Genomic DNA, 21,857 nt, shown 5'->3' on the forward strand with positions numbered 1-21,857 from the left:
CCTCGGCCGGCAGGCCCCATTTGGCGAAGCTGCCGGGCGCTACCGTGACCCGATGCCAGAACGGACAGACGCTGGTCCCGCTGAGGGGCCACCGCTCGCCGGGATGCGGGTGCTGGAGGTGGCCACTGGCATCGCCGGGCCGTTCGCTGGACGGTTGCTTGCGGGCGCCGGCGCGACAGTTGTCAAGGTCGAGCCTCCGAACGGTGATCCTGCCCGACGCCAGCCCGTCGACGATGTCCCGCTGCTGCCCGGCGAGCTGAGCCCGCTCTATGTTCATCTCAACGCCGGGAAGCTGAATTGCTCAGTCGACGACGTCGACCCCGGTTGGCCTCAGGTGGTGATCGCCGGCGAAACGCTGGCGGGGCTTGCCGGTACTTCGTGGGACCCGCAGCGACTGGCTGCCCGCGCCTCCGCAGGCGTCTCGGCACCGAAGCTCGTGACAGTCACCGCCTGGGGTGCAGATGCAGACGACCCGGGCGTCATCGCCGACGAGCTTCTGGTGCAGACCGCAACCGGCTTCCTGGGCTTCAACGGCGATGAGGGTGCCGAACCATTGCGCCTTCCCGGCTGGCAGGCGCAGTACACCGCGGGCGGACTCGCAGCTTGGGCTGCACATCTGATTCTTCGGCGGCCTGAGACCCACGTGGACGTGTCGTGGCTGGGAGCGCTGCTGACAGGGGTCGAGCTCTGCTATTGCGATGCACTGCACTGCGAGCGGCCGCGGCCGCTGGTGGGGCCGCATCCGCCCACTGCCTACCCATCGGGCGCGATCGGCTGCGCGGACGGTTTCGTTTGCCCCGGTTCGATCCGGCGCGACGACTGGGAAATGCAATGCCTGCACTTGGGCATGCCCGAGTGGATCGACGATCCTGAGCTGAGCCATCGGCATCGCCGGGTTCGCCACATCGAGGTGATTCGCGAGGTGATCGAGCCGTGGTACGGGGCGCGCACCAAGCGTGAACTCTTCCAGTTCGCACTCGAGACGCCATGGGCCGTCGGCATGGTGATGACCCCGCTCGACGCGCTGGCAGACGAGCACCTCGCTGCACGCGGCTTTCTCGGCAACATCGAGACACCGACTGGCTCAGCTGTTGGACCGATCCGACCGTTCGCCGCTCACGACGTGCCGGTGCCGAATCAGCGGGTCAGCGACCGGGAAGCTGACAGCTTCCCCGAACCCGTCCAAGGTTCCGGCGATGGAGCCGAGCAGACGCTGCGCCCCGCCCGACAGTTGCGCGTCATCGAGATGACGATTGCTTGGGCGGGCCCGTACGTCGGCAACCTGCTGACGCCGCTCGGCATCAATGTCATCAAGATCGAGGCGCAGAACCCCTTCGACGGCTTCCGCACACAGCGCCCCTACGACCACGGCATGGCGCCGGGGCTCGAACACCTGGTGGCAGACAATCGCTTCTACGAGGCGGGTGGCCACTTCAACTCGGTCAACAAGGGCAAGCGTGACTGCGTGGTGACGCTTGCCACGCCTCAAGGCCGGGATGCGTTCATGGAGCTGGTGCGCAACTGCGATGCGCTCGTGGCCAACTTCTCGGCCCATGTGCTGCCGCAGCTGGGGCTCGACTTCGAGAAGCTGGCGGAGGTCAACCCCCGCATCGTGCTGGTACGCATGCCTGCGTTCGGCGTCGACGGTCCGTACGCGGACGCCGTGGGCTACGGCTCGATCATCGAGGCCATGGGCGGGCTCGGCCACCGTCAGGGCTACGAGCACGAAGGCGCCCGGATCTCAAACATCTACTTCCCGGACCCGGTCGCTGGCATCGCTGCCGGATTCGCCCTGCTGAGCGGCCTGCACTACGCGGAGACCACGGGTCGCGGCATCGAAATCGACGTCTCCCAGCAGGAGGGCACTTGGCAGCACAGTGGCGAGGCCCTCGTGCTGGCCTCGACGGCGGGTCGAGACATCGGGCGCATGGGCAACCGCGAGCCCGGCGCGGCGTGGAGCGGCTTCATAGAAGGAACCGGCGGCTGGCTCGCGGCGATCGTCGATGCCTCCCCGGACAGCCTGATCGAGAGCCATGCAACGAACGTCGTTCGAGAGCTGCTCGATGAGGTGAGTGCAAACGACGGCAGGCCCGTGCGAACCCGAGCCGACCTTCATGCAGCGCTTCGTCTTGGAGGTGCTCGCACCGAATGGTGTTGGGATCCGTGGACGGCGCCGGACCATCCCCCACTCGCCAACCACCTCGATGTCGTCGAGCACCCAGTCACCGGCCACAGGCGCCACATTGCGTCCCCGTTCACCCTCGACGGAATCCGCCCCACCCCCGCAGGCCCCGCCCCCCTCTTCGACCAGCACACCGACGAGGTCCTCGCCGAAGTAGCCGGCCTCCCAGCCGACAAGATCGCCGACCTCCGAGCCAACGGCCACACAGGAGGCGAACTCCCCCCACCCGCGGAACTCGGCTTCGTCTACGACTGAGCGGGACTGCCGAGAGCGTCGCGGCACGAGGGGTGCGACAACATGAGCGACGTCACACCTGCGGGCTACCGTGCGCCAATGCGTATCGAACCGTTCCAGATCGCCGTCCCGGAAGAGCAACTCGACGACCTCCGCGAACGCCTGGGCCGAACCCGCTGGCCTGAAGCAGAACCTGTGGACGATTGGTCACAGGGCATCCCCCTCGCCTACCTCCAGGAGGTGTGCGACTACTGGGCCAACACCTACGACTGGCGCGCTCGCGAAGCCGCACTCAACCGTTTTGACCAGTACATGGCCGACCTCGGCGACATGGACGTGCACTTCATTCACGTCCGCTCGCCCGAGCCCGACGCGATGCCGATCGTGATCACCCACGGCTGGCCGGGCTCCGTGGTCGAGTTCCACAAGGTCATCGAGCCACTGGCCAACCCCGTGGCCCACGGCGGGAACGCAGCCGATGCATTCAACGTGGTCTGCCCTTCGCTGCCCGGCTATGGCTTCAGCGCAAAGCCCAACGAGCCCGGCTGGGGCATCGAGAAGATCGCCGACTGCTGGGCCGAGATCATGGCCGGCTTGGGCTACGACCGCTTCGGCGCCCAGGGCGGCGACTGGGGATCGGCCGTGACGAGCGCGCTCGGCAGTCGCCACCCTGATGCTTGCATCGGCATCCACCTGAACATGGTGATGCGCGGCAGCCGCCCCAAAGATCGCGAGCCCAACGACGAAGAACTGTCAGCCCTCGCCGCGGCGAAGCACTACAACGACTGGGATTCGGGCTACTCCAAGCAGCAGTCCACCCGTCCCCAGACCCTGGGCTACGGGCTGACGGATTCTCCCGCCGGGCAGGCCGCATGGATCCTCGAGAAGTTCTGGTCGTGGACCGACTGTGACGGCCATCCTGAGAACGCCCTCGGCCGCGACGAGATGCTGGACAACATCATGCTGTACTGGCTGAACGCCACCGCGGCCTCGTCAGGCCGGCTCTATTGGGAAAGCTTCCGCCAGATGCCCCGCATGACTGTGGACGTACCCACCGGCGTGGCCAAGTTCCCCAAAGAGATCATCCCGCCGGTACGCGCCTGGTCAGAGCCGATCTACTCCGATATCCGGCACTGGACCGACATGCCCGCCGGCGGGCACTTCGCGGCATTCGAACAGCCCGAACTCTTCGTCGACGACGTGAGGGCCTTCTTCAGCCTGCTGCGATGAGCCAAGGCACGCCCGAAGCGCTTCGAAGGCGTTTGCGATGACGGCGGACGCTTTCGGGCCATTCCTGGCCGGAAACACCATGGACCGGCCGCTGCTGGTCTCGACCCTCATTTCCTATGCATCGCGCAGCCATGCCGACACCGACGTCATAGCTGTCGACTCAGCTGGCATCACCACGCGCAGCAATTGGGGCTTGGTCGGTGAGCGCTCCCGCCGGGTCTCTGCCGGGCTCACAGCCGACGAGGTCCGGCCAGGTGACCGAGTGGCAACCATCGCGTGGAACGATCACCGCCATCTTGAGGCCTACTACGGCATCACCGGAATCGGCGCCGTCTTGCACACCGTCAACCCACGGCTTCACGACGACCAGATTGCATACATCCTCAACGACGCAGCCGATTCGGTGGTGTTCGTCGATCCGTCATTCGTCGAGTTGGCCAATCGCGTCGCCCCCCGGGTGCCGAGTGTGCGCAAGTGGATCGTGCTCGGCACGGGCCGTCCCGTCGGCGATCTCCCCGGCGAAATCGCGTACGAGGACTGGCTGGCCGCCCATCCGGAGGGCGCCGCATGGCCCGACTTCGACGAACGCTGCGCGGCGACGCTGTGCTACACGTCCGGCACTACCGGTAACCCCAAAGGCGTGCTGCAGAGCCACCGTTCGATCGTGCTGCAGACCTGGGCCTGCTGCACTGGCGATGGCCATGATGTGCACTCGGGGCACGCAGTGCTGGGCGCAGTGCCGATGTTCCATGTCAACGGTTGGGCGCTGCCGTTCGCCACGGCCATGAGCGGAGCGAAGCTCGTGCTGCCCGGACCCGATCTGAGCCCCCAGGCGCTCGTCGATCTCATCGAAGCCGAGGACATCACCTTCTCCGCGGGCGTGCCGACCATCTGGCTCAGCGTGGCGCAGTACCTGCAGTCCACCCGCCGCAGCGTGCCTTCGCTGCAGAAAGTCGCAGTCGGGGGTTCCGCTGCGCCTCGTGTGCTCATCGACACGCTCGAGGACGACTACGGCGTCACGGTCAGCCACATCTGGGGCATGACCGAGATGACCCAAGGCACCTCGGGTCGCTTCACCCATCGCACCGAGCGCATGGACCGCGACGCCCAACGCGCCCGGCAGGCAAGAGCAGGCAGAGAGCTCTACGGCATCGAGCTCCGCGTCGTCGACGACGAAGGCAACGTTGCGCCTCGCGACAGCACCAGCGTCGGCGAGATTCAGGCTCGGGGCCCATGGATGTGCGGTGCGTACTACGAGGGAGCGCTGACGGCTCCTGGCGCATTCGACGACTCGCATCTGATGGCCGCAGATGGCGGATGGCTTCGCACCGGAGATGTGGGCGCGATCGACAGCGAGGGTTACCTCACCCTGACCGACCGCTCCAAGGACGTCATCAAGAGCGGTGGCGAGTGGATCAGCTCGATCGAGCTCGAGAATGCCGCCCTGGCCGCCCCAGGGGTAGCGGCCGCGGCTGTGATCGGTTTGCCGCATGAGCGCTGGGGCGAGCGTCCGCTGCTCATCGTCGAATTGGCAAACGGAGCGTCACTCGACCGTGCCGCAATTCTCGACTCCATACGTCCGCGGGTCGCGTCATGGTGGTTGCCCGACGACATCGTTGTCGCGGAGGAGATTCCGTTGACGGGGACTGGCAAGATCGACAAGAAGCTGCTGCGTACGATGTATTCGGAGTACTCTTGGCCTCCATCGGGAGCCAGCAGGTCTGGCCGCGGTGCGCTCGACAGCGTGTAGCACTCGGCCCGCCGACTCTGTGAAGAGCACCGCCGGTAAACTCGCCCATCGGACGCCGCAGACCTCGTTGTCGTCGGCATTGTCCGCTCACGGCCGTCGAGGCCTCAGCGAGCTAGAAGCGCGGAGGTCCACCCGTTCCGCCGTGTCCCTACCGCGAGGAATTCTCATGGCTGCTGGTCGCACAACGTTTGAGAAACTGCAGCGGGACCGGGCGAAAAAGGCCAAGGCCGACGCCAAGCGCGCGAAACGCATGGGCAAGATCCCAGAGAGCGGACCGCTGGTCAGCACAGCCACGGTGCCCGACGACAGCGGGGCCATTCTCGATGGCAACCTCGACGAAGAACTGTCGGCCGCCGATCTGATTCGCCTCGTCGAACAGGTGCAGACCCAGTTCGACAACGAAGAGATCACTTTCGACGAGTACGAGGAGCGCAAGATCGAGCTCCTCGCTCGCCTGCCTACCGATTGAGTTCTCTTGGCGAAACCAAGAGGCACCGAGATTGTAATCTGCTAGGGTGACTACTATGATACAAGTCATCCATCCGGGCACGCTCAATGTCTCGAGCCGGGCCTGGAAGATTCTCGGTGCCACGTCGCTCACGAACTTCGTGGTGGGACTGGACTTGTCGATCACGAATGTTGCGATTCCCGACATGGGCCGCGAGTTCACCAGCGCCAGCACCGCGGATCTCTCGTGGGTGCTGACCTTCTACATGGTCACCTTCGCAGGCTTTCTCATCGTGGCCGGACGGTGGGCCGACAGGTATGGGCGCCTTCGTATGCTCAACATCGGCATCGCCTGCTTGGTGATCGGCGCTGCGTTGGCCTCCATCGCACCCTCGCTGGTGGTCCTCATCGCCATGCGAGGACTACAGGGGATCGGCGCGGCGATGATGGCCCCGGCTTCGCTCGGACTCGCCGTCGCCGCGTGGCCCGTCGAACGGCGCGGCACCGCGGTCGCAGTCTGGAGCTCGACGCTCGCGCTGTCGACCGCAGTCGGCCCCGTGGCCGGTGGCTTCTTGATCGAATACGGCTCGTGGCGCTGGGCCTACGCGCTGGAAATCCCGGTGGGCTTGATCGCGCTGGTGTGGGGAGTGAGGGTGCTGAGCGAAAGCGCACGCCACCCCGAAACGCACCACCCTGATCTGGTAGGCGCAGCGCTTCTGGGAGCGGCAACCGGCGGCCTCGCTCTGGCAATCGTGCAGGGACAGGAATGGGGCTGGGCCTCACCAGCAGTGCTCGGATTGCTGGTGTTTTGCGCCGTGTCGATCATCATGGTCACTCGTCGCACCGCTACACATCGCGACCCGATCGTGCCGAGAACGCTCCTGGCAGTGTCGTCATTTCGAATCGCCTCCACCTCGCTGTTCCTGTTCGGCCTCGGGTTCTTCTCCATGCTCTTGGCCGTGGTGCTGTACCTCACCGAGATCGCCGGTTATTCCACCGTGACCGTCGGCATCGCGATCATCACGTTGCCCATCGCCGCCTTGGTGTCGGCCAACGTCAGCGGACCACTCGCCGACCGCTTCGGATTCCGGGCCGTGGTGATCCCCGGAATGCTGCTCTTCACTGTCGGTGCGCTGTGGCTCGGTGTGAGAGCGGGCCCGAGCCCCAATTACCTGTTGGATCTGTTTCCAGGTTTTCTGCTGGCCGGAACTGGCATCGGAGCGGGGCCAGCCATCCTGAACGGGGCCGGAGTTTCCGAAGTCGACCCTGCGCACTTCAGCGTCGCCGGAGCGGTCACCCAGACCGCCCGTCAGCTCGCTGGGGCTATCGGTGTCGCCATCCTGGTTGCCATTCTCGGTGCCAGCGCATCCGGCAGCCCCACGGTCGGCACCTTCCGCTGGGCGTTCGTGTTCCTGGCGTCCGCCGCAGTCTTGGCGAGCCTGGTGGCCACCCGGCTTCCCGCTCGGACCTCGGCCGCCTGAGCCCATGCCGGTGGCTCATCCGGTTCCAGGCGCGCCTTTTGGTACGTTGATCGTATGAAGCGCAAGAGTTTTGAGCACATGGCGTGCCCCATCGCCCAGTCGCTCGAACTCGTCGGCGAATGGTGGACGCCGCTGATCCTGCGCGACACCGTCCTCTTCGGGCTCACGCGCTTTGACGACATTCAGAACGACCTCGGCATTGCGCCGACGGTGCTCACCAGCCGGCTCAACCATCTCGTCGACAGCGGCCTGCTCGAGCGCCGCCAGTACACCGACCGCCCGCCGCGGTTCGAGTACATCCCCACCGAGGCGGCGGAGGATTTCAGGCCGGTTCTGGGAGCCTTGGCTGAGTGGGGCCAGAAGTGGACCAGCCGCCGCCCATCTGACGCCAGCTCCTGACGGTCAGCGGTCCCCCGCACCGCCGCGAACAGCCGCTGCGTCGAGTCTGTGCACGGACACGGCGTAGTCGCCCCCGTCGAACGGGTCGCCATCCCACGTTGAGTAGCGAGCTTCGAGCGCTAGCCCGTTGCGCTCGGCGAGCGCGTCGTAGACGTGCAACGGCAGGTAGACGTCGCTGAGCTGGAAGCCCGCCACGAGCACGCCGCCGGGCCGCAAATGCGTTGCCAGATTGGCAACAACTGCAGCCTCGGTACCGCGCTCGAGGAAGATCATGACGTTGCCGGCGGCCACCACGGCGTCGAAGCGGCGCGGGTGGCCGGCGGAATCAGCGACAACGGTGTTCGCGAGGTCGCCTTGCAGCCACGCCAGCTCGGGAGCCTTCTCGCGGGCAAGGTCGAGCATTGCGGGGTCCAGGTCGGCACCGACGACGTCAAAGCCGCGATGCGCGAGCTCGATGGCCACGCGACCGGTACCACAACCAGCATCGAGCACCGCCGCGCCCGGCGGCACCAACCTCGTGACAAGGTCCGCCTCGCCGTGCACGGACTCGCCACGCGCGGCCATCCGGGCCCAGCGCTCGTCGTAGGCGGCCCCTCGGGGGATGTCGCCTCGATCTTCCCAGCGGCTCAGCGGTCCTCCCAATTCGGATCGCGTCTCTCTGCAAAAGCAGAAGCGCCTTCAATGGCATCTGCGGACCCGAAGACCTCCTCGAGCGCCGGTTGCTGGTACTCCCAGAAGTCGTCCTCGGAAACACCGAGCACATCGCGAATGAGCCGTTTCGAGGCACGAACGCCCATCGGCGCATTGCGGGCGATGCGCTCCCCGAGCTCCACTGCAACGTTGACCGCTTCGCCCTTACCGCAGACCCGGTTGATCATGCCGTGCTGGTGCGCGATTTCGGCCGTGATCGGCTCGGCTGTCAACGCCATCTCCATGGCCAGGCTGTGGGGAAGCTGACGCGGCAGGCGCAGCAGCGCACCGGCGCCCGCGAAAAGGCCCACGCCCACTTCGGGAATGCCCAACATCGAGCCTTCGGATGCCACGATGAGGTCGCACGACAGCGCCACTTCCAGTCCCCCCGCCAAAGCGAAGCGCTCCACTGCGGCGATGAGCGGCTTGGCAGCACTGCGTTCGGCAATGCCGCCGAAGCCACGGCCGGGCGGGTTCGGCATGGCGTCGATGCCCCCGCCGCTGACGAAGGCCTTGAGGTCCATGCCTGCGCTGAAGCCTCGCCCCGCACCGGTCAGCACGCCGACGCGGACATCGGGATTCGCGTCGAGGTTGTCGAGGGCTTCGCCGAGCGCCTCCGACAGGGCCATGTTGAACGAGTTCATGGCATCGGGGCGGTTCAACGTCAGGATCTGCACGTAGCCGCGCTGTTCGGTCAGCACAAGCGGTTCATCGCTCACGAGATCTCCTCGATAGGCGGAGCAGTCATTCGAGCTCCGGCGGAATGGTCAAATCGGCAACGCCGACGGTGCCGAATGTAGCCTCACCAAGCGGCGCGAATCCTCCAGCGACCGCGGATTTGGGGTTGGCATGAACAGCGGCGGCCCACCGGCAACGGGCGAGGCAACGAGCAGCGACAAGCTCCGTGACCTGCTTGCTCGCATCGAGTTGGCCGAGCCGTCTGAGGCCCTGATGCTGGTGCAGCTCCTGGCTCGCACACCGAGTCTCCAGCAGTCGCAAGGGCCGACGGCATTGCGGGCCGCTCGCGCACTGAGCGTCCACGGCGGGCCACAGCTGATGTCCATCGCCGGGGAGCTTGCAGCACGCGCGCACCGCGACGGGCAGGCAGGCGCCGGAGTCATTTTCGCTGAGTGCTCCGACAAGATGAGCTTGATGGGCGGCCGACCCCAGCAGTTCGGCACGGTGGTCACCCGCCACCTGGGTGATCTGGTGATGGCCCCCGTCGACGGCAGCGTCGACGACGACTCGCGTATTCGGATGGGTTTGCCGACCATTGCCGAGCGCCGCAGCCAGATCGATCGGCGCAACCGGGAACTCGCCCGTGAGCGCGCCGACGAGAGCGGATTGCCGCCGGGGCAGCGCATATGCCGGGTCTGGCGCGACCCGAGCCCCGAGTTCCTGACCACCCAGCTCGAAGCCAATCCGAGCCGAGCGTGGGCCAACGGCGATGAGCTGACGTTCGCGTGCCGCAGCGACGCCGCTGGCGTGCTTCCAGGGCCGGTCATCGAGCTGCCCATGTGGCGGATCGACGACAGCGACTTGTGGGCGATGACCGTGCGCATCGAGCGTCTCGAAGAAGCAGTGATCGGCTACGGCTTCTGGCCGCTCGACGACGGCGGTGGCCTGCTTGGCGGTCAGCGCGGCTCTGTGCCCCACCGGTATCGAGGTCCGCAAGCGCCTGCGGAACTGCCGTCGCACGCCGACGACGAACTGCGGGGCACGACGCAAACTCACTCGGTGCCGAGCGTTGCGTTGCGAAACCAGCGCAAGGTCACGGTGTACTTGCCACCCCAGCACGCCCCTTCGGAACAGTTGCCGGTCCTCTATGCCACCGACGGCAACATGGTCGGCCCATACCTGCGCCGGCTCGATGCCGGCATCGTCAACGGGACCGTGCCGCGCTTCGTGATGGTGGCAGCTCACTCGGCGCCGATGGGTGGCTACGGCAATGAGCGAGCCATGGAGTACCTGCCGGGCTTCGACGACGATCGCTTCGACCGTCACCAACGATTCTTCGTAGAGGAACTCGCAGCGTGGGCGGAGAGCTCATTCGGCGTGTCCGGCGATCGCGGCCAGCGGGGCGTGTTCGGCGCCTCGGACGGCGGCGGTCACGCGATGGCCGTCGGGCACATGCATCGCGACAAGTTCGGGCACGCGGTGGCCTATTCCACCGGCATGCCCCCGAACGAACGCATGGACTGGAACGCCAGCGAGGCGCCGTTCGTCCACCTGTGCGCTGGAACGCTCGAAGGCGGCTTCCATCAAGCAACCGAGGCCTGGGCAGCGTGGCTGCACTTCGCGAAGTCCCCCCACGAGTGGACCGAGCGGGTGTGCGGGCACGACCTCATCCAGTGGATCGAGGAACTCCCCCGCGCCGTCGCGCGGGCATGGGGCTGATGCCCGTTCAGGATCGCCCATCCGACGGTGTCGACGTGACGGTCGCGCGGGGTCGGATCGACATCGACGGCGTCGGGATCGCGTACCAACGCTTCGTCGGAAGCCCAGTTGCGGCGCCGCAGGACACACCGGGCGCCGTCAACGCGTCTGCACCGACCGTCGTCATGCTGCACGAGGGACTCGGCAGCATCACCCAATGGCGTGACCTGCCCGAGGTGCTTGCGCGTCGATGCAGGCTCGACGTGATCGCCTACGACCGGGGTGGCTACGGACGCTCCGACCCATTCCCGGCGACCTATGGCGACGGCTTCATGACCCGCGAGGCCATCGAGATGCTGCCAGCGGTGCTGGACGGACTCGGTGTGGCGCGGCCCATCCTCGTGGGGCACAGCGACGGCGCATCGATTGCGCTTATCGCCGTCGGCATGGGCGCTGTGAGCCCGCTCGGCGTGGCGACGATCGCGCCGCACACGTTCATCGAGGACATCTGCGTGGACGGCATCCGCTCGATCAGCACCCAGAGCGAGCGCGTCATCTGCGGCCTGGCGCGCCACCACGACAATCCCCGCTTGGCATTCGAGCGGTGGCGAGACGTGTGGCTCACCGATGAGTTCCGCGACTGGGACATCACCGCGCTGCTCGGCGACATCAAGTGCCCCCTCCTGGTGCTGCAAGGCGACGGCGACCAGTACGGCACCAACGCGCAGGTGACGACCATTGTCGAGATGGCGCCCGATGCGACCGGCCACGTCCTCGCGAACTGCGGTCACGTCGCCCATCGCGACCAGCCCGCCCAGATCGCCGACTACCTGGCCGACTTTGTCTCGGCCTGCGCAGCGGTCGACACCGCGACGAGCGCGTCGTCGGCGATGATGTCGGGAGCCTCTAGCGGCCCGAAGTGACCCAATCCGTGATACGTGACCAGGCGGGAATTCGGCAGAACCTCGTGCGCCGGAACGCCGATGTCGTTGAAGGTCATCTCGAGTCCCTTGCCGATGACCACTGGCGTTGAGATCCCGTCGATCCGATCCGTCGTCGAGGTGTACTCCCCGTCGTAGGTGTCGGCTTCGTCGGTTGCCGCGCAGCGGAGCTGCACCGTCCCGTCATCGAGGTCTCGGAAGCCATTGGTGACGTAGCTGTGCAGCGAATCGGCACGCACCAGCCCGAACGGCGGGCGGGAAGCGAATCGTTCCATGGCCTCAGCCCGCGAGGCGAACACCTCCCTGCGTTTCGACGCCACAGCAATGAGCGGGTTCTCTCCGGGCCCGAAGATCTCGGCGCTGCGCCAGACCACCGGCTCGTAGCCGTACATGCGCCGGATCGTCCCGGGACGCTGCGCATCGGCGAGCAACAACGTCGCAGCGCCGATCGAATGTCCGACGCAGTCGAGCTCGCCGTGCGGGATTCCCAGGTGGTCGACGACTGCGAGCAGATCGGCGGCCAGAGTGACCCAGCGGAAATCCCGCGCGGCCGGGGGCGGGCTCCATCCGTGTGCTCGCAGGTCCGGCGCCCAAACGGTGAAGTGCTCGGCCAGCCGGGAGGTCAGCGGACCGTAGGTGCGGCCGTTGAAGCCTGTCGCATGAACGAACAACAGCGGCTGGCCATCTCCCCCGAGGCAATGCAGCGCCAACTCGACACCGTCGGCGACGCGGACCATCTGGGGCTCGTCGGCCCCGTCGGAGTGTCCCCTCATGCGACGGCACTCGGTGTGGTAGTCATGCGCGCATGAGTACTACAGAGGGCGCCACAGGTGCTGACGAGACCGCGGATCTGGAGTTCTTCTGGGACCCGGTGTGCCCGTTCGCGTGGATCACCTCGCGCTGGGTCAACAAGGTTGTCGAACAGACGGGCTACACCGTGGACTGGCGGTTCATCTCGCTGCGGATCCTGAACAAAGACCGCAACTACGCCACCGACTTCCCGCCCGCATACGAACACGGCCACACCGCGGGTCTGCGGATGCTGCGAGTCGCAGCGAAGGTGCGAGCCGAACTGGGTCGCAACCTGATGGGGCCGCTGTACGACGCCTTCGGCGAGCACTACTGGGAGATGCCCCCCGGATCCGGGCTGCGCAAGCGCATCGGCACCGCCGAGCACACCGCGGAGGCTCTGGCCACCGCGGGACTGCCCACCGAATACGCCGTCGCTGTCGACGACGAGTCTTGGGACGCCGAGATCTCCGCCGAGACCGAGTTGGCCTTGAGCCGCACGGGGCGTGACGTGGGCACTCCGATCATCACGTTTGAGCCGCCCGACGGCCTGTCGTTCTTCGGCCCGGTGATCTCGCGGGTGCCATCTGACGAACAGGCAGTCCCGCTGTGGAATGCCGTCATCGAGCTCGCCCGCTTCCCGGGATTCGCCGAACTCAAGAGATCGCTGCGCGAGGCCCCGCAATTGCGCATCCTCGGCACTCTCACCGACATGCCCGAGATGCAGGACTGGGAGGCCGGCTCCCGCAAGGCGCACAAGCCGAGCTGAGCTGACAGGCCCAACGATGCTGATGAGGCGGTAGCGCTCAGTCGTCGATCCGGTACGCCCGTGCGATCGGCTTGAGCGGGCGAGACAGCCACATCGGGCGCCGAAGCCCACCCGGGCCTGGTGCGGGGCGGGTCATTGCGAGCCACTCCTCGTAAGCGGCCCTCGCTCGGTCCGTGTCCACGACCACATCGCCGTAGCGGTCATCGGCGGCTGCTGGTCCGATGCGCACCCGCTGATGCCAGCACTGCATGCCCGAGACCGGATCGGGCTGCACGGAGAACGTGAGGTTCTGATGCACACCCGTGTCGTTCCACCAGACACGTTCGGAATCGGGATCATCAGATGCGAACGGCGCCATAGGCGCAGTCCGTCTCAGCTTCCAGACGCTGCCTTCTCGTTCGATCTCGGCCGGTCCGCCGGCCCACGACCTCGGGCCCGACTGCCCGCTACCAGATCGGCCGCCCTCGGCGCGTCCTGCGGCTGCCGCGCCATCGAGTCGCCAGCGACCCATGTGATGGGAGGCGGCAACCACTCCCGGTCGGATGCCCTCGGTACGCCACGCTGAGATGACGAAGTGCCCGATGCGAGTGTTGACCCGTACCAGCCCCCCGACTTCAATGCCCAGCGCCTCTGCATCGGACGGATGGATCCACAGCGGATGGCGATGGCTGATTTCCGCCAGCCATTTGGCGTTCGCCGAACGAGTGTGTATCAGCGTCGGTATCCGGAACGTGGGCAACAAAATGCGTTCATTGCCCGCTAGGTCCAGCCGCTGCCAATGGACATGACTTGGTATCCACCCGGGCGTCGCGTGCTCCGGCCAGCCCCAGTCCGCAAGCGTGGTCGAGTACAGCTCCAGCTTGCGCGACGGCGTCGGGAAGCCCTGCCGCGCAGCACCCGCGACCTGCACGGCGACAGAACCGTCTCCCAATGGAGGCAGGGGCGCCGTCGGCGAGGCAGCGCCTCTATGCGGCCGGTACACCGCATCATCGCCCAGCACGGCGCCCGCGAGCGCCGATGGCGGCACTGTGCGTTCATGGTGGCCGTACGCATCGCCTCGAACGGCGTAAGCGCCTCGGTCGCGCATGAACTCGAGCGGCGTCTGGCCCACCGCTGCCGCATCGTCGGCCAGCCCCGGAACCTCGGTGGCGAAGATCGATTCGTAGTACTCGTCGACGCTGATGGGCTGATTGGGCCGCGATGGACTCTCGAACCAGCGTCTGATGCCGAGCGAGCCGTCGGGATCGATCCTCCACGACAGGTCGATCCAGAACTCGTTCTCCTCCCAGACCTCGCCTGGATTGAACTCGTGCGTGCGAGTCTCCGGCCCGACTTCGCGTCCCTGCAGCTCGGCGTAGCGACGCATGACCGGCTGACGGAATCCGAGCCACTGGCCAGCATGGGTCTCGAAGGATGCGAGGTCGTGGCGTTCCGACCCGACCCCCATCGGCAGCACGTAGTCCGCAAACCACGCTGTCTCGGACCACGTCGGCGTCAACGCGACATGGCAGCCCACCTGTTCGGGGTCGCTGAGCGCCTCAAGCCAGCTGAATCCGTCCGGGTTTGTCCACACAGGGTTGTACACCCGGCTGAAGTAGGTGTCGAGCTTGCCGCGGCCCTCCCGCAGAAAGTGGGGCAACAGGATTGACATCTCGTGATGGCTGAGCGGATATTCCCGAGGCCACGACATCTCGTTCCAATGCCCCACGGGAGGCGGCTGCAGCGGCGGCTTCGGCTTCAACTTGTGCCAGCCCGCACCTGTGGTGCCCCCGACTGTCCCGACCGAGCCCGTAAGGACGTTCAGCAAGAACAGGCAGCGCGCCGTCTGCCATCCGCCGAGGTTTCCGGCTCCTGCAGCTCGCCAATTGTGCGAGGAGAACCGGCCTGGCGATTTGGCGATCACCGCAGCGATCTCGCGCAGCTGATCTGCGTCCACCCCGCACAGCTCCGACGCCCGCTCCGGGGTGTACTTCGCATAGGCCTCGCGCAGCGCTCGCTCTGCCGATTCGAAGGTCGGCGGCAGATCAGGCCGGGTCTTGGACAGGTACGTCTCCCAATTGGTCCAGCGATGGACGAACGCACGGTCCCAGGTTCCGGCTTCGAGCAGCAGGTGAGCGAGGCACAGCAGCAGAACCGGTTCGGTTCCGGGCCACGCCGCCAGCCAGTGATCGGCCTTGGCTCCGGTATTGGAAAGCCTCGGATCCACGCAGATGACCGTGGCGCCGCGCTGCTGGGCTTCGATGATGCGCTGCGCATGCGGGTTGAAGTAGTGCCCGGCCTCAAGATGGCTGGAAATGAGAAAGATGACTTCGGCGTTTGCGAAGTCCGATGAGGGCCGGTCGTGACCCATCCATGTCGTGTACCCGACCCGGGCACTGGACGAGCACACATTGGTGTGGCTGTTGTGACCGTCGATGCCCCAAGCGGTGAGCACCCGTTCGGTGTATCCGTCCTCGCCCGGGCGACCGACGTGATACATGATCTCGTCGCGCCGACCCTCGACGATCGCCGTCCGGATGCGAGACGAGATGTCGGACAGGGCCTCGTCCCAGCTGATCCGCTCCCAGCCGCCGGCTCCTCGCTCGCCGGTTCGCCGCAGCGGATACAGGATGCGTTCGGTGTCATGGACCTGGTTGATGGTCGCGGGGCCCTTGGCACAGTTGCGACCGCGCGACGCCGGGTGCTCCGGGTTGCCCTCGAACCGCACGACCTTGTCGGTCTCCTGGTCGATGTAGGCCACCAGACCGCACGCTGCTTCACAGTTGAAGCAGGTCGTGGGCACCAACGTGTAGTTGCGCTCGACTCGTTTTGGCCACGACGCCGCATCCAGTTCGGTCCAGTCGTGCCACTGGCTGTGCGGCGGCGCCGACCTCAGGCCTGCGACAGTGCCCGAACCGACAGTGCCCGAACCGACAGTGCCCGAACCGACAGTGCCCGAACCGACAGTGCCCGAACCGACAGTGCCCGAACCGACAGTGCCCGAACCGACAGTGCCCGAACCGCCAGTGCCCGAACCGCCAGCACCCGACGGCGACGGTGCGGATTCGGCGGTGCTCATGACAGCGGCGCCGCCTGAGCGGCCCGCAGGAACGCCCGATCATGCCGCCACAGCCACACCAGCACTGCTGCGGCTGCTACGGGTGTCCACGAGAACGCAACTGCGTTTGCCTGCAGCGCCACCAGCGATCCCCACACGGCCCCGCCGCCGAGCGCAGCCTCTCCGACGAGCCGGGCGGCCAGCAGTGTCACCGGGCGGTCATGCCACATCACCCTGCCGCGGCATTGCCGCAGCAGGAAAGCCGTGTACGCAGCTGTCAAGACTGAGCACAGCGCCAGAGGCGCGATCAGCACAATGAACCACGCAGAGCCAGCCCACAGGCCTCCGATGCCCCACAGCGTCACCAGCACGCCATCGGCCATGATCACCCAAGCGCCGGCAGTGATCCAGCTGCGCATCCGCCCCTTGGTGAACAGGTACCAGAAGCGTTCGGGCCGTTTCAGGTCTGCGATCAGCAGCACGCCAGTGACCGCCAACGCAACCAGCGCTGCCACGGCGGGACCGGTCGCGACTGCTGTGCGGTCATCCCAGCCGACGAGCGCCGCGGCGACCGCCCACAGCATGACCCCTGCTGCCACGCCTTTCGTGACCATGTAGCCGGCAACTTTTGCCCCCCAGGCTTCGGCATGGGCCACGGTGTACGCCGTACGTGCGGGCGCGGCCTCCGTTTGCGGCGCTGTGGGCCACTGGGCGCTTCCGGTCCAGTCGGCCCAGATCAGGCCGTCGTCTGCAACCGGTCTCGCGAGGGGGTCCAACGCCGCCGGCGTCGTGCCCGCGTAATGCACCTTCGGCAGCGTTCGCCGCTCCGGCGAGCGAACCGGAAGGTCCTCTGTGCGAATCCGCGCCGCAGTCGCATCGGCAGGGTCGTCGTGATCCACCACGGTGATCGCCCGTGTCGGGCACACCGACACACACGACGGCTCGAGGCCGACCTCCAGCCGATGCTGGCAGAAGTTGCACTTGTGGGCCGTGCCGGTCTCCGGCGAAATGTAGAGCGCGTCGTAGGGGCACGCATTCATGCAGCCCTTGCAGCCAATGCACCGCGAATCGTCGAAGTCCACGACGCCATTTGACGCCCGAAACAGCGACCCGGTCGGACAGATCGAGATGCACGGCGCGTCGTCGCAGTGATTGCAGCGCATGACGGTGAAGTGACGCTCCGTGGCCGGAAACTCTCCGGTCTCGACGTAGTTCACCCATGTCCGGTTGACGCCGAGCGGCACATCGTGCTCGCTCTTGCACGCCACGGTGCACGCGTGACAGCCGATGCACGCGCCGCTGTCCAGCAAGAACCCAAGGCGCGTCACCGCCTTAGATTGGCACAGCCTCACGGTTCGGAGGGCACACCTCCGCACGCCCACACCGGGTGCCCGCAGTTCGCCTGCTCTGCACGGGCGCATTGCCGAGGCAGCTTCGCGCGACGCGTATGGTGAAACGGAACGAATTCGGGGGAAGCGTATGAGCGACGACTCTGCAGGCAACGGTGCCGCGGGCGGCGCGCGCAGCCGCAGCACCGAAGGCGACGAGATCATCCGTCTGAACGAGGTGTACAAGATCTTCGGGCCGCAGCCGCAGGGACGTGCGTTCGAACTCGCCCGTTCCGGTGTCGACAAGAACGAGGTGCAACGCCTGTCCGGGCACGTCGTGGGTCTCACCGATGTGAGCTTCTCGATCAACCGCGGCGAGATCTTCGTGGTCATGGGCCTGTCGGGTTCGGGCAAATCGACTGCGATTCGCACTGTCAACAAGCTTCACGACGTCACCTACGGCGAGGTCCTCGTGGACGGCGTGGATGTGCAGAAACTCCACGGCACCGACCTGCAGGCGTTTCGGCGGGAGAAGATGGGCATGGTCTTCCAGCACTTCGCCCTGTTCCCCCACCGAAATGTGCTCGACAACGTCGGATACGGCCTCAAAGTGCAAAAGGTCAGTCGCAGCAACCGAGGCGAAGCCGCCATGCGGGCACTGAACCTCGTCGGACTCGCCGCGTTCGCAGATCACCGGCCTGCGCAGCTCTCCGGCGGCATGCAGCAGCGCGTTGGCCTGGCCCGGGCGCTGGCGTCTGATCCGGACATCCTGCTCATGGACGAGGCATTCAGCGCGCTGGATCCGCTCATCCGCCGGCAGATGCAGGACGAGATGATGGAGATCCAGGACGAGGTCCACAAGACGATCTTGTTCATCACGCACGACCTGAACGAGGCCCTTCGCCTCGGCGACCGCGTGTGCATCATGAAAGATGGCGCCGTCGTGCAGATCGGCACGCCCGAAGAGATCCTCACAGAGCCCGCGACGGGCTACGTCGCCGAGTTCGTGCAGGACGTCGACCAAGGACGCGTCATCAAGGCGCTCGAGGTGATGAGCCAGCCACGACCGATCCCGATTGACACCTCGCTGAGTGATGCCCTGCTCTTGGTGGACGACATCGCCGGACGCTTCTGCTGCAATGCCGCCGGCAAGCCGGAAGCGCTGCTGACCGCTGCGGACGGCTTGCGAACGCGAAGCATGGGCAGCAATGACCTGAAGAAGGCGCTGCGAACGGACTTCGACCAGTGCAGCCCGGACTCGACGCTGAATGAGCTGTATGCCTCAGCTGGGCGCGGCCTGTCGATCGCCGTCGTCGACGACGACGGCAAGCTGGTCGGCAATCTCGATCCGCGCCTCATCATGGAAGAGATGGGCCGCGTCGAACAACTCATAGACGGCTTCGAACGGGAGGTGTTCATGTGAGCATCGCCGGATTGCTCGCTCAGGCCAACGGCGAGGCGGAAGAGGAAACCGGCCATTTCATCGACGGCTTTGTCGACACGGTGACTAGCCCTGAAGGCGCGGATCGACTTGCCGACTGGGTGACGACCGGCATCGAATGGGTGCTGCTGGCGGCACTCTTCGTCATCCCCGTGCTCTTGATCGTCAGCGGTGCGAAGGGTCGCCGATACGGCATGGCGGCCGGTGGGCTGGTCGGGCTCGTCGCGATGTGGTGGTACCGCGTTCGGCCCGAGCAGATCGTCGCATCGGGCACGCACAGCTACCGCGTGGACGGCGAGAGGTTCGAGTGTCGAGATGCGCTGCTCGACGCCGAGGGCGATTTCCTCTCATGCGGCGACTCCGGAATCGCGGAGCAGGCGCGCCAGAACACTGTCCTCGACAACTGGGTTATCCCGGTTGGCGACTGGGGAGAGCAAGTCGTTTTCTGGGTCGACAACAACATGAAGGCGACACTCGAGATCATCGAGTGGCCGTTCGCCAAGCTGCTCAACATCATCGTCGACCAGTGGCTGCTCCAGATGTCCTGGCTGACCGTCTGCATCGCCGTGTTCTTCTTGGGCTGGGCGGTGCGGAACCTCCAAGTCGGCGTACTGAGCTTCATTGGATTGATGATCTGCGGCCTGCTCGGAGAGGCCTACTGGCGAGAGACAGCGCTGACGATCGGATTTATCGGAGTTGCAGTCCTGCTCTGCGTGATCGTCGGCATACCTGTCGGCGTCCTCTGCGGGCGTGTCGACGGTGCCTGGAAAGTCGTTCGCCCTGTGCTCGATGCCATGCAAGTCGTGCACTCGTTCGTGTACATGCTCCCGTTCATCTTCTTTTTCGGCGTCGGATCCGTCTCGGCGACCATGGTCACGATGACGTTCGCCTTGCCGCCGCTGATCCGCCTCACGAATCTCGGCATTCGGCAAGTTCCCGAGGACGTCGTCGAGGCGTCCCGTGCCTACGGCGCACCTGAATGGCGCGTGCTCACAGACGTGCAGTTGCCACTCGCACGTCCCGCGATCATGACCGGTCTCAACCAGACGCTGCTGCTGGCAATCTCCATGCTCGGCATTGCAGCGATCATGGGCGCAGGCGGCTTGGGTCGGCTGCTCTTTCAGGCGATCTCGAATCAAGACGTCGCTCTAGCAGTCTCGGGCGGCCTGGCATTCTTCCTCGTCGCCGTCGTGCTCGACCGGCTCAGCCAGCCGGAGGCAAGCGATTCTGGGAATCTCCTGAGTCGCATCGTCCGGGCCTGGCGGAACCGCCGGACTCCGGAAAAGCTGCTGATGGAGGCCGAGTCCGGTGGCGAATCGGCAGGCGCAGCGCGCGATATCGAACCCGCGACGCCTGCAGAAGCGTTCGTCGCCCCGAGCGGCGCCGAGCGCAGCGCAGTCATCGCCACGGCGATCGGCTCGCTGGTCACGCTCATCGCATTGCTTCTTCCCTGGAACATCGACGCCGGCTTGGTCTCGGGCTATGCGCGCAGTACCGATGTCGACCTTCGCACCGAGACCTGCTCGGGCAATTGGATCGAGATGCGTTCGCTGGATCCCTTGGCAGCCGACGGCGCCGCGCTGGTCTGTGACGGGGACACTGAGTTCGTCTCGAACGCGTACAACGGCATCTCTGCGTCGGGAGGATCGTGGTTCGGCATCCTCATCGGCCTCGCCTCGATCGTTGCGCTTTACGCCGCGTACAGCACTCTGTTCCGGCCGGGACGCGGCTCACGCTGGTTCGCGTCCCACGGTGCCGTGGTCTTCTCGACTGCTGCGCTTGTCAGCGCAATGGCGTACGCGCTCTCCCGCGCTCCCGACAACGTGGAGGAATTGCTGATCTATCGCAGGGGCTCCGGCGTGTACCTCGCAGTCGGGGGAGCACTCATCGCGACCGCGGCAGCATGCGTGTGGCTGTGGCGAGCCCCGATGGCGGCGCGGCGTCCCCTGTCGGCCAGCATCGGCTGGGGCCGCATGCTCGGAGCGCTGTCCGCCGTCCTGTTGCTCGTCATGGGCGGCTATGCCGGATGGAGCTTCGATACTCGGACTGAGTCGGTCATCAATGAGGAGCTGCAAACGGAACTCAACACGATCGCGGCCGAAGGCGCTGCTGCGGGAACTGCGGCAACTGCGGCCCGCGCCGAGGCCGAGCAAGCGGCCCTCGACGGCGACGTTGAACTCGAGAAGCAGAAACGTAAAGAAGAAAACGTCGCCCTCAGCCTTGCGGGAGTGAGGGCCGCTGACATCGCGTCCAAGATCGCCGAAGCCAAACGGACGGGCGACGTCATTCACGATGGATTCGAGTCCGAGGGTGCAGGACTCGGGATCTGGACCTTGATCGTCGGCCTCGCTGCGCTCGTGATGACTGTGCCGGCGATCGGAATGCTTGGCATCGATGAGCTGTTCCGCTACCGGTGGAGCGCGCTCGTGGCGGGTGCCGGACTGGGAATTGCCTTGGTAGCGCTCGCGTGGGTCGTGACGATTGTGCGCGTCGCCGATGCGAACTTCGTTTCCGGAGTCGGCATAGTGTTCGTGATGACCGCCGGCGTCACTCTGTTCGCGACATCAAAGGGCACTCTCTCCGAATTCGAGCGAACCAAGGTGTACGGCGATGTCCCCAGTAAAACGGGCTGATGTCAGCCGCTGCCCGAGGTCACGCATTTCATCCGAACACCTCTGCGCGGTCTAGGGTCCGGAACACACCAAACAGGCGACTACGATGCAACCAACGCGGCCCTCGTCGAGCCAGGCGAGCGGCGCCCAC

General features: G+C 66.1%; 17 protein-coding genes. 11 read left to right on the forward strand and 6 right to left on the reverse strand.

Going from position 1 to position 21,857, the window contains the following annotated elements; all coding sequences use genetic code 11:
* The first annotated feature begins 52 nt into the window (after window positions 1-52).
* The 6 genes from ACQY5K_RS02700 to ACQY5K_RS02725 all read left to right on the forward strand — a co-directional run bounded on the left by ACQY5K_RS02700 (window position 53) and on the right by ACQY5K_RS02725 (window position 7,723).
* Entirely contained in the window at window positions 53-2,437 is a 2,385-nt protein-coding gene (locus tag ACQY5K_RS02700; RefSeq protein ID WP_428119826.1) for a CoA transferase, read from the forward strand.
* 42 nt (window positions 2,438-2,479) lie between these two features.
* Window positions 2,480-3,646 carry an epoxide hydrolase family protein gene (locus ACQY5K_RS02705; RefSeq protein WP_428119828.1) on the forward strand — a complete coding sequence of 389 codons (1,167 nt, stop codon included), beginning with the start codon at window positions 2,480-2,482 and terminating at the stop codon, window positions 3,644-3,646.
* A 37-nt stretch (window positions 3,647-3,683) separates the two neighbouring features.
* Complete coding sequence (locus tag ACQY5K_RS02710; protein ID WP_428119830.1) at window positions 3,684-5,396, forward strand: long-chain fatty acid--CoA ligase; 1,713 nt, start codon at window positions 3,684-3,686, stop codon at window positions 5,394-5,396.
* Window positions 5,397-5,562: 166 nt separating this feature from the next.
* Window positions 5,563-5,865, forward strand: coding sequence for a hypothetical protein (locus tag ACQY5K_RS02715; protein WP_428119832.1), 303 nt, complete (start codon window positions 5,563-5,565; stop codon window positions 5,863-5,865).
* A gap of 55 nt (window positions 5,866-5,920) precedes the next feature.
* Complete coding sequence (locus ACQY5K_RS02720) at window positions 5,921-7,324, forward strand: MFS transporter (RefSeq protein WP_428122836.1); 1,404 nt, start codon at window positions 5,921-5,923, stop codon at window positions 7,322-7,324.
* 54 nt (window positions 7,325-7,378) lie between these two features.
* On the forward strand, window positions 7,379-7,723 hold the full coding sequence (locus tag ACQY5K_RS02725; protein ID WP_428119834.1) for a winged helix-turn-helix transcriptional regulator: 345 nt from the start codon (window positions 7,379-7,381) through the stop codon (window positions 7,721-7,723).
* Window positions 7,724-7,726: 3 nt separating this feature from the next.
* Here the strand turns inward: ACQY5K_RS02725 and ACQY5K_RS02730 are convergent, their stop codons facing one another.
* Window positions 7,727-8,353, reverse strand: a complete 627-nt coding sequence (locus ACQY5K_RS02730; protein ID WP_428122838.1) for a class I SAM-dependent methyltransferase — start codon at window positions 8,351-8,353, stop codon at window positions 7,727-7,729.
* On the reverse strand, window positions 8,350-9,132 hold the full coding sequence (locus ACQY5K_RS02735; RefSeq protein WP_419920272.1) for a crotonase/enoyl-CoA hydratase family protein: 783 nt from the start codon (window positions 9,130-9,132) through the stop codon (window positions 8,350-8,352). The genes ACQY5K_RS02730 and ACQY5K_RS02735 overlap by 4 nt, the downstream gene beginning before the upstream one ends.
* A gap of 130 nt (window positions 9,133-9,262) precedes the next feature.
* Here ACQY5K_RS02735 and ACQY5K_RS02740 point away from each other — a divergent pair, with 130 nt between their 5' ends.
* Window positions 9,263-10,810, forward strand: coding sequence for an alpha/beta hydrolase (locus ACQY5K_RS02740; protein ID WP_428119837.1), 1,548 nt, complete (start codon window positions 9,263-9,265; stop codon window positions 10,808-10,810).
* Complete coding sequence (locus ACQY5K_RS02745) at window positions 10,810-11,712, forward strand: alpha/beta fold hydrolase (protein WP_428119839.1); 903 nt, start codon at window positions 10,810-10,812, stop codon at window positions 11,710-11,712. Before ACQY5K_RS02740 ends, ACQY5K_RS02745 begins: the two co-directional genes overlap by 1 nt.
* On the opposite strand, the gene ACQY5K_RS02750 is transcribed toward ACQY5K_RS02745, so the two are convergent.
* Window positions 11,616-12,503: an alpha/beta fold hydrolase gene (locus tag ACQY5K_RS02750; protein ID WP_428119841.1), complete on the reverse strand. Its 888-nt coding sequence runs from the start codon at window positions 12,501-12,503 to the stop codon at window positions 11,616-11,618. The genes ACQY5K_RS02745 and ACQY5K_RS02750 overlap by 97 nt on opposite strands.
* A 32-nt stretch (window positions 12,504-12,535) precedes the next feature.
* Between ACQY5K_RS02750 and ACQY5K_RS02755 the strand changes: the two genes are divergently transcribed.
* Window positions 12,536-13,288 (forward strand): hypothetical protein, encoded by a 753-nt coding sequence (locus tag ACQY5K_RS02755; protein WP_428119843.1) that lies wholly within the window; start codon window positions 12,536-12,538, stop codon window positions 13,286-13,288.
* 37 nt (window positions 13,289-13,325) lie between these two features.
* On the opposite strand, the gene ACQY5K_RS02760 is transcribed toward ACQY5K_RS02755, so the two are convergent.
* Genes ACQY5K_RS02760 through ACQY5K_RS02770 form a run of 3 tightly spaced genes read right to left on the reverse strand, consistent with a single transcriptional unit; the run spans window position 13,326 to window position 17,653 of the window.
* A complete protein-coding gene (locus tag ACQY5K_RS02760) occupies window positions 13,326-16,070 on the reverse strand; it encodes a molybdopterin-dependent oxidoreductase (protein ID WP_428119845.1) in 2,745 nt (914 codons plus the stop codon).
* Window positions 16,045-16,389, reverse strand: a complete 345-nt coding sequence (locus ACQY5K_RS02765; protein ID WP_428119847.1) for a pentapeptide repeat-containing protein — start codon at window positions 16,387-16,389, stop codon at window positions 16,045-16,047. Before ACQY5K_RS02765 ends, ACQY5K_RS02760 begins: the two co-directional genes overlap by 26 nt.
* Entirely contained in the window at window positions 16,343-17,653 is a 1,311-nt protein-coding gene (locus tag ACQY5K_RS02770) for a 4Fe-4S dicluster domain-containing protein (protein WP_428119849.1), read from the reverse strand. The genes ACQY5K_RS02765 and ACQY5K_RS02770 overlap by 47 nt, the downstream gene beginning before the upstream one ends.
* Window positions 17,654-17,804: 151 nt before the next feature.
* Here ACQY5K_RS02770 and ACQY5K_RS02775 point away from each other — a divergent pair, with 151 nt between their 5' ends.
* Window positions 17,805-19,076 (forward strand): quaternary amine ABC transporter ATP-binding protein, encoded by a 1,272-nt coding sequence (locus tag ACQY5K_RS02775; protein WP_428119851.1) that lies wholly within the window; start codon window positions 17,805-17,807, stop codon window positions 19,074-19,076.
* Window positions 19,073-21,727 carry an ABC transporter permease gene (locus ACQY5K_RS02780; RefSeq protein ID WP_428119853.1) on the forward strand — a complete coding sequence of 885 codons (2,655 nt, stop codon included), beginning with the start codon at window positions 19,073-19,075 and terminating at the stop codon, window positions 21,725-21,727. The genes ACQY5K_RS02775 and ACQY5K_RS02780 overlap by 4 nt, the downstream gene beginning before the upstream one ends.
* Window positions 21,728-21,857 lie beyond the last annotated feature (130 nt).

The organism is Candidatus Poriferisodalis sp., assembly GCF_965262965.1.
Classification (GTDB): Bacteria; Actinomycetota; Acidimicrobiia; order Acidimicrobiales; family Poriferisodalaceae; genus Poriferisodalis.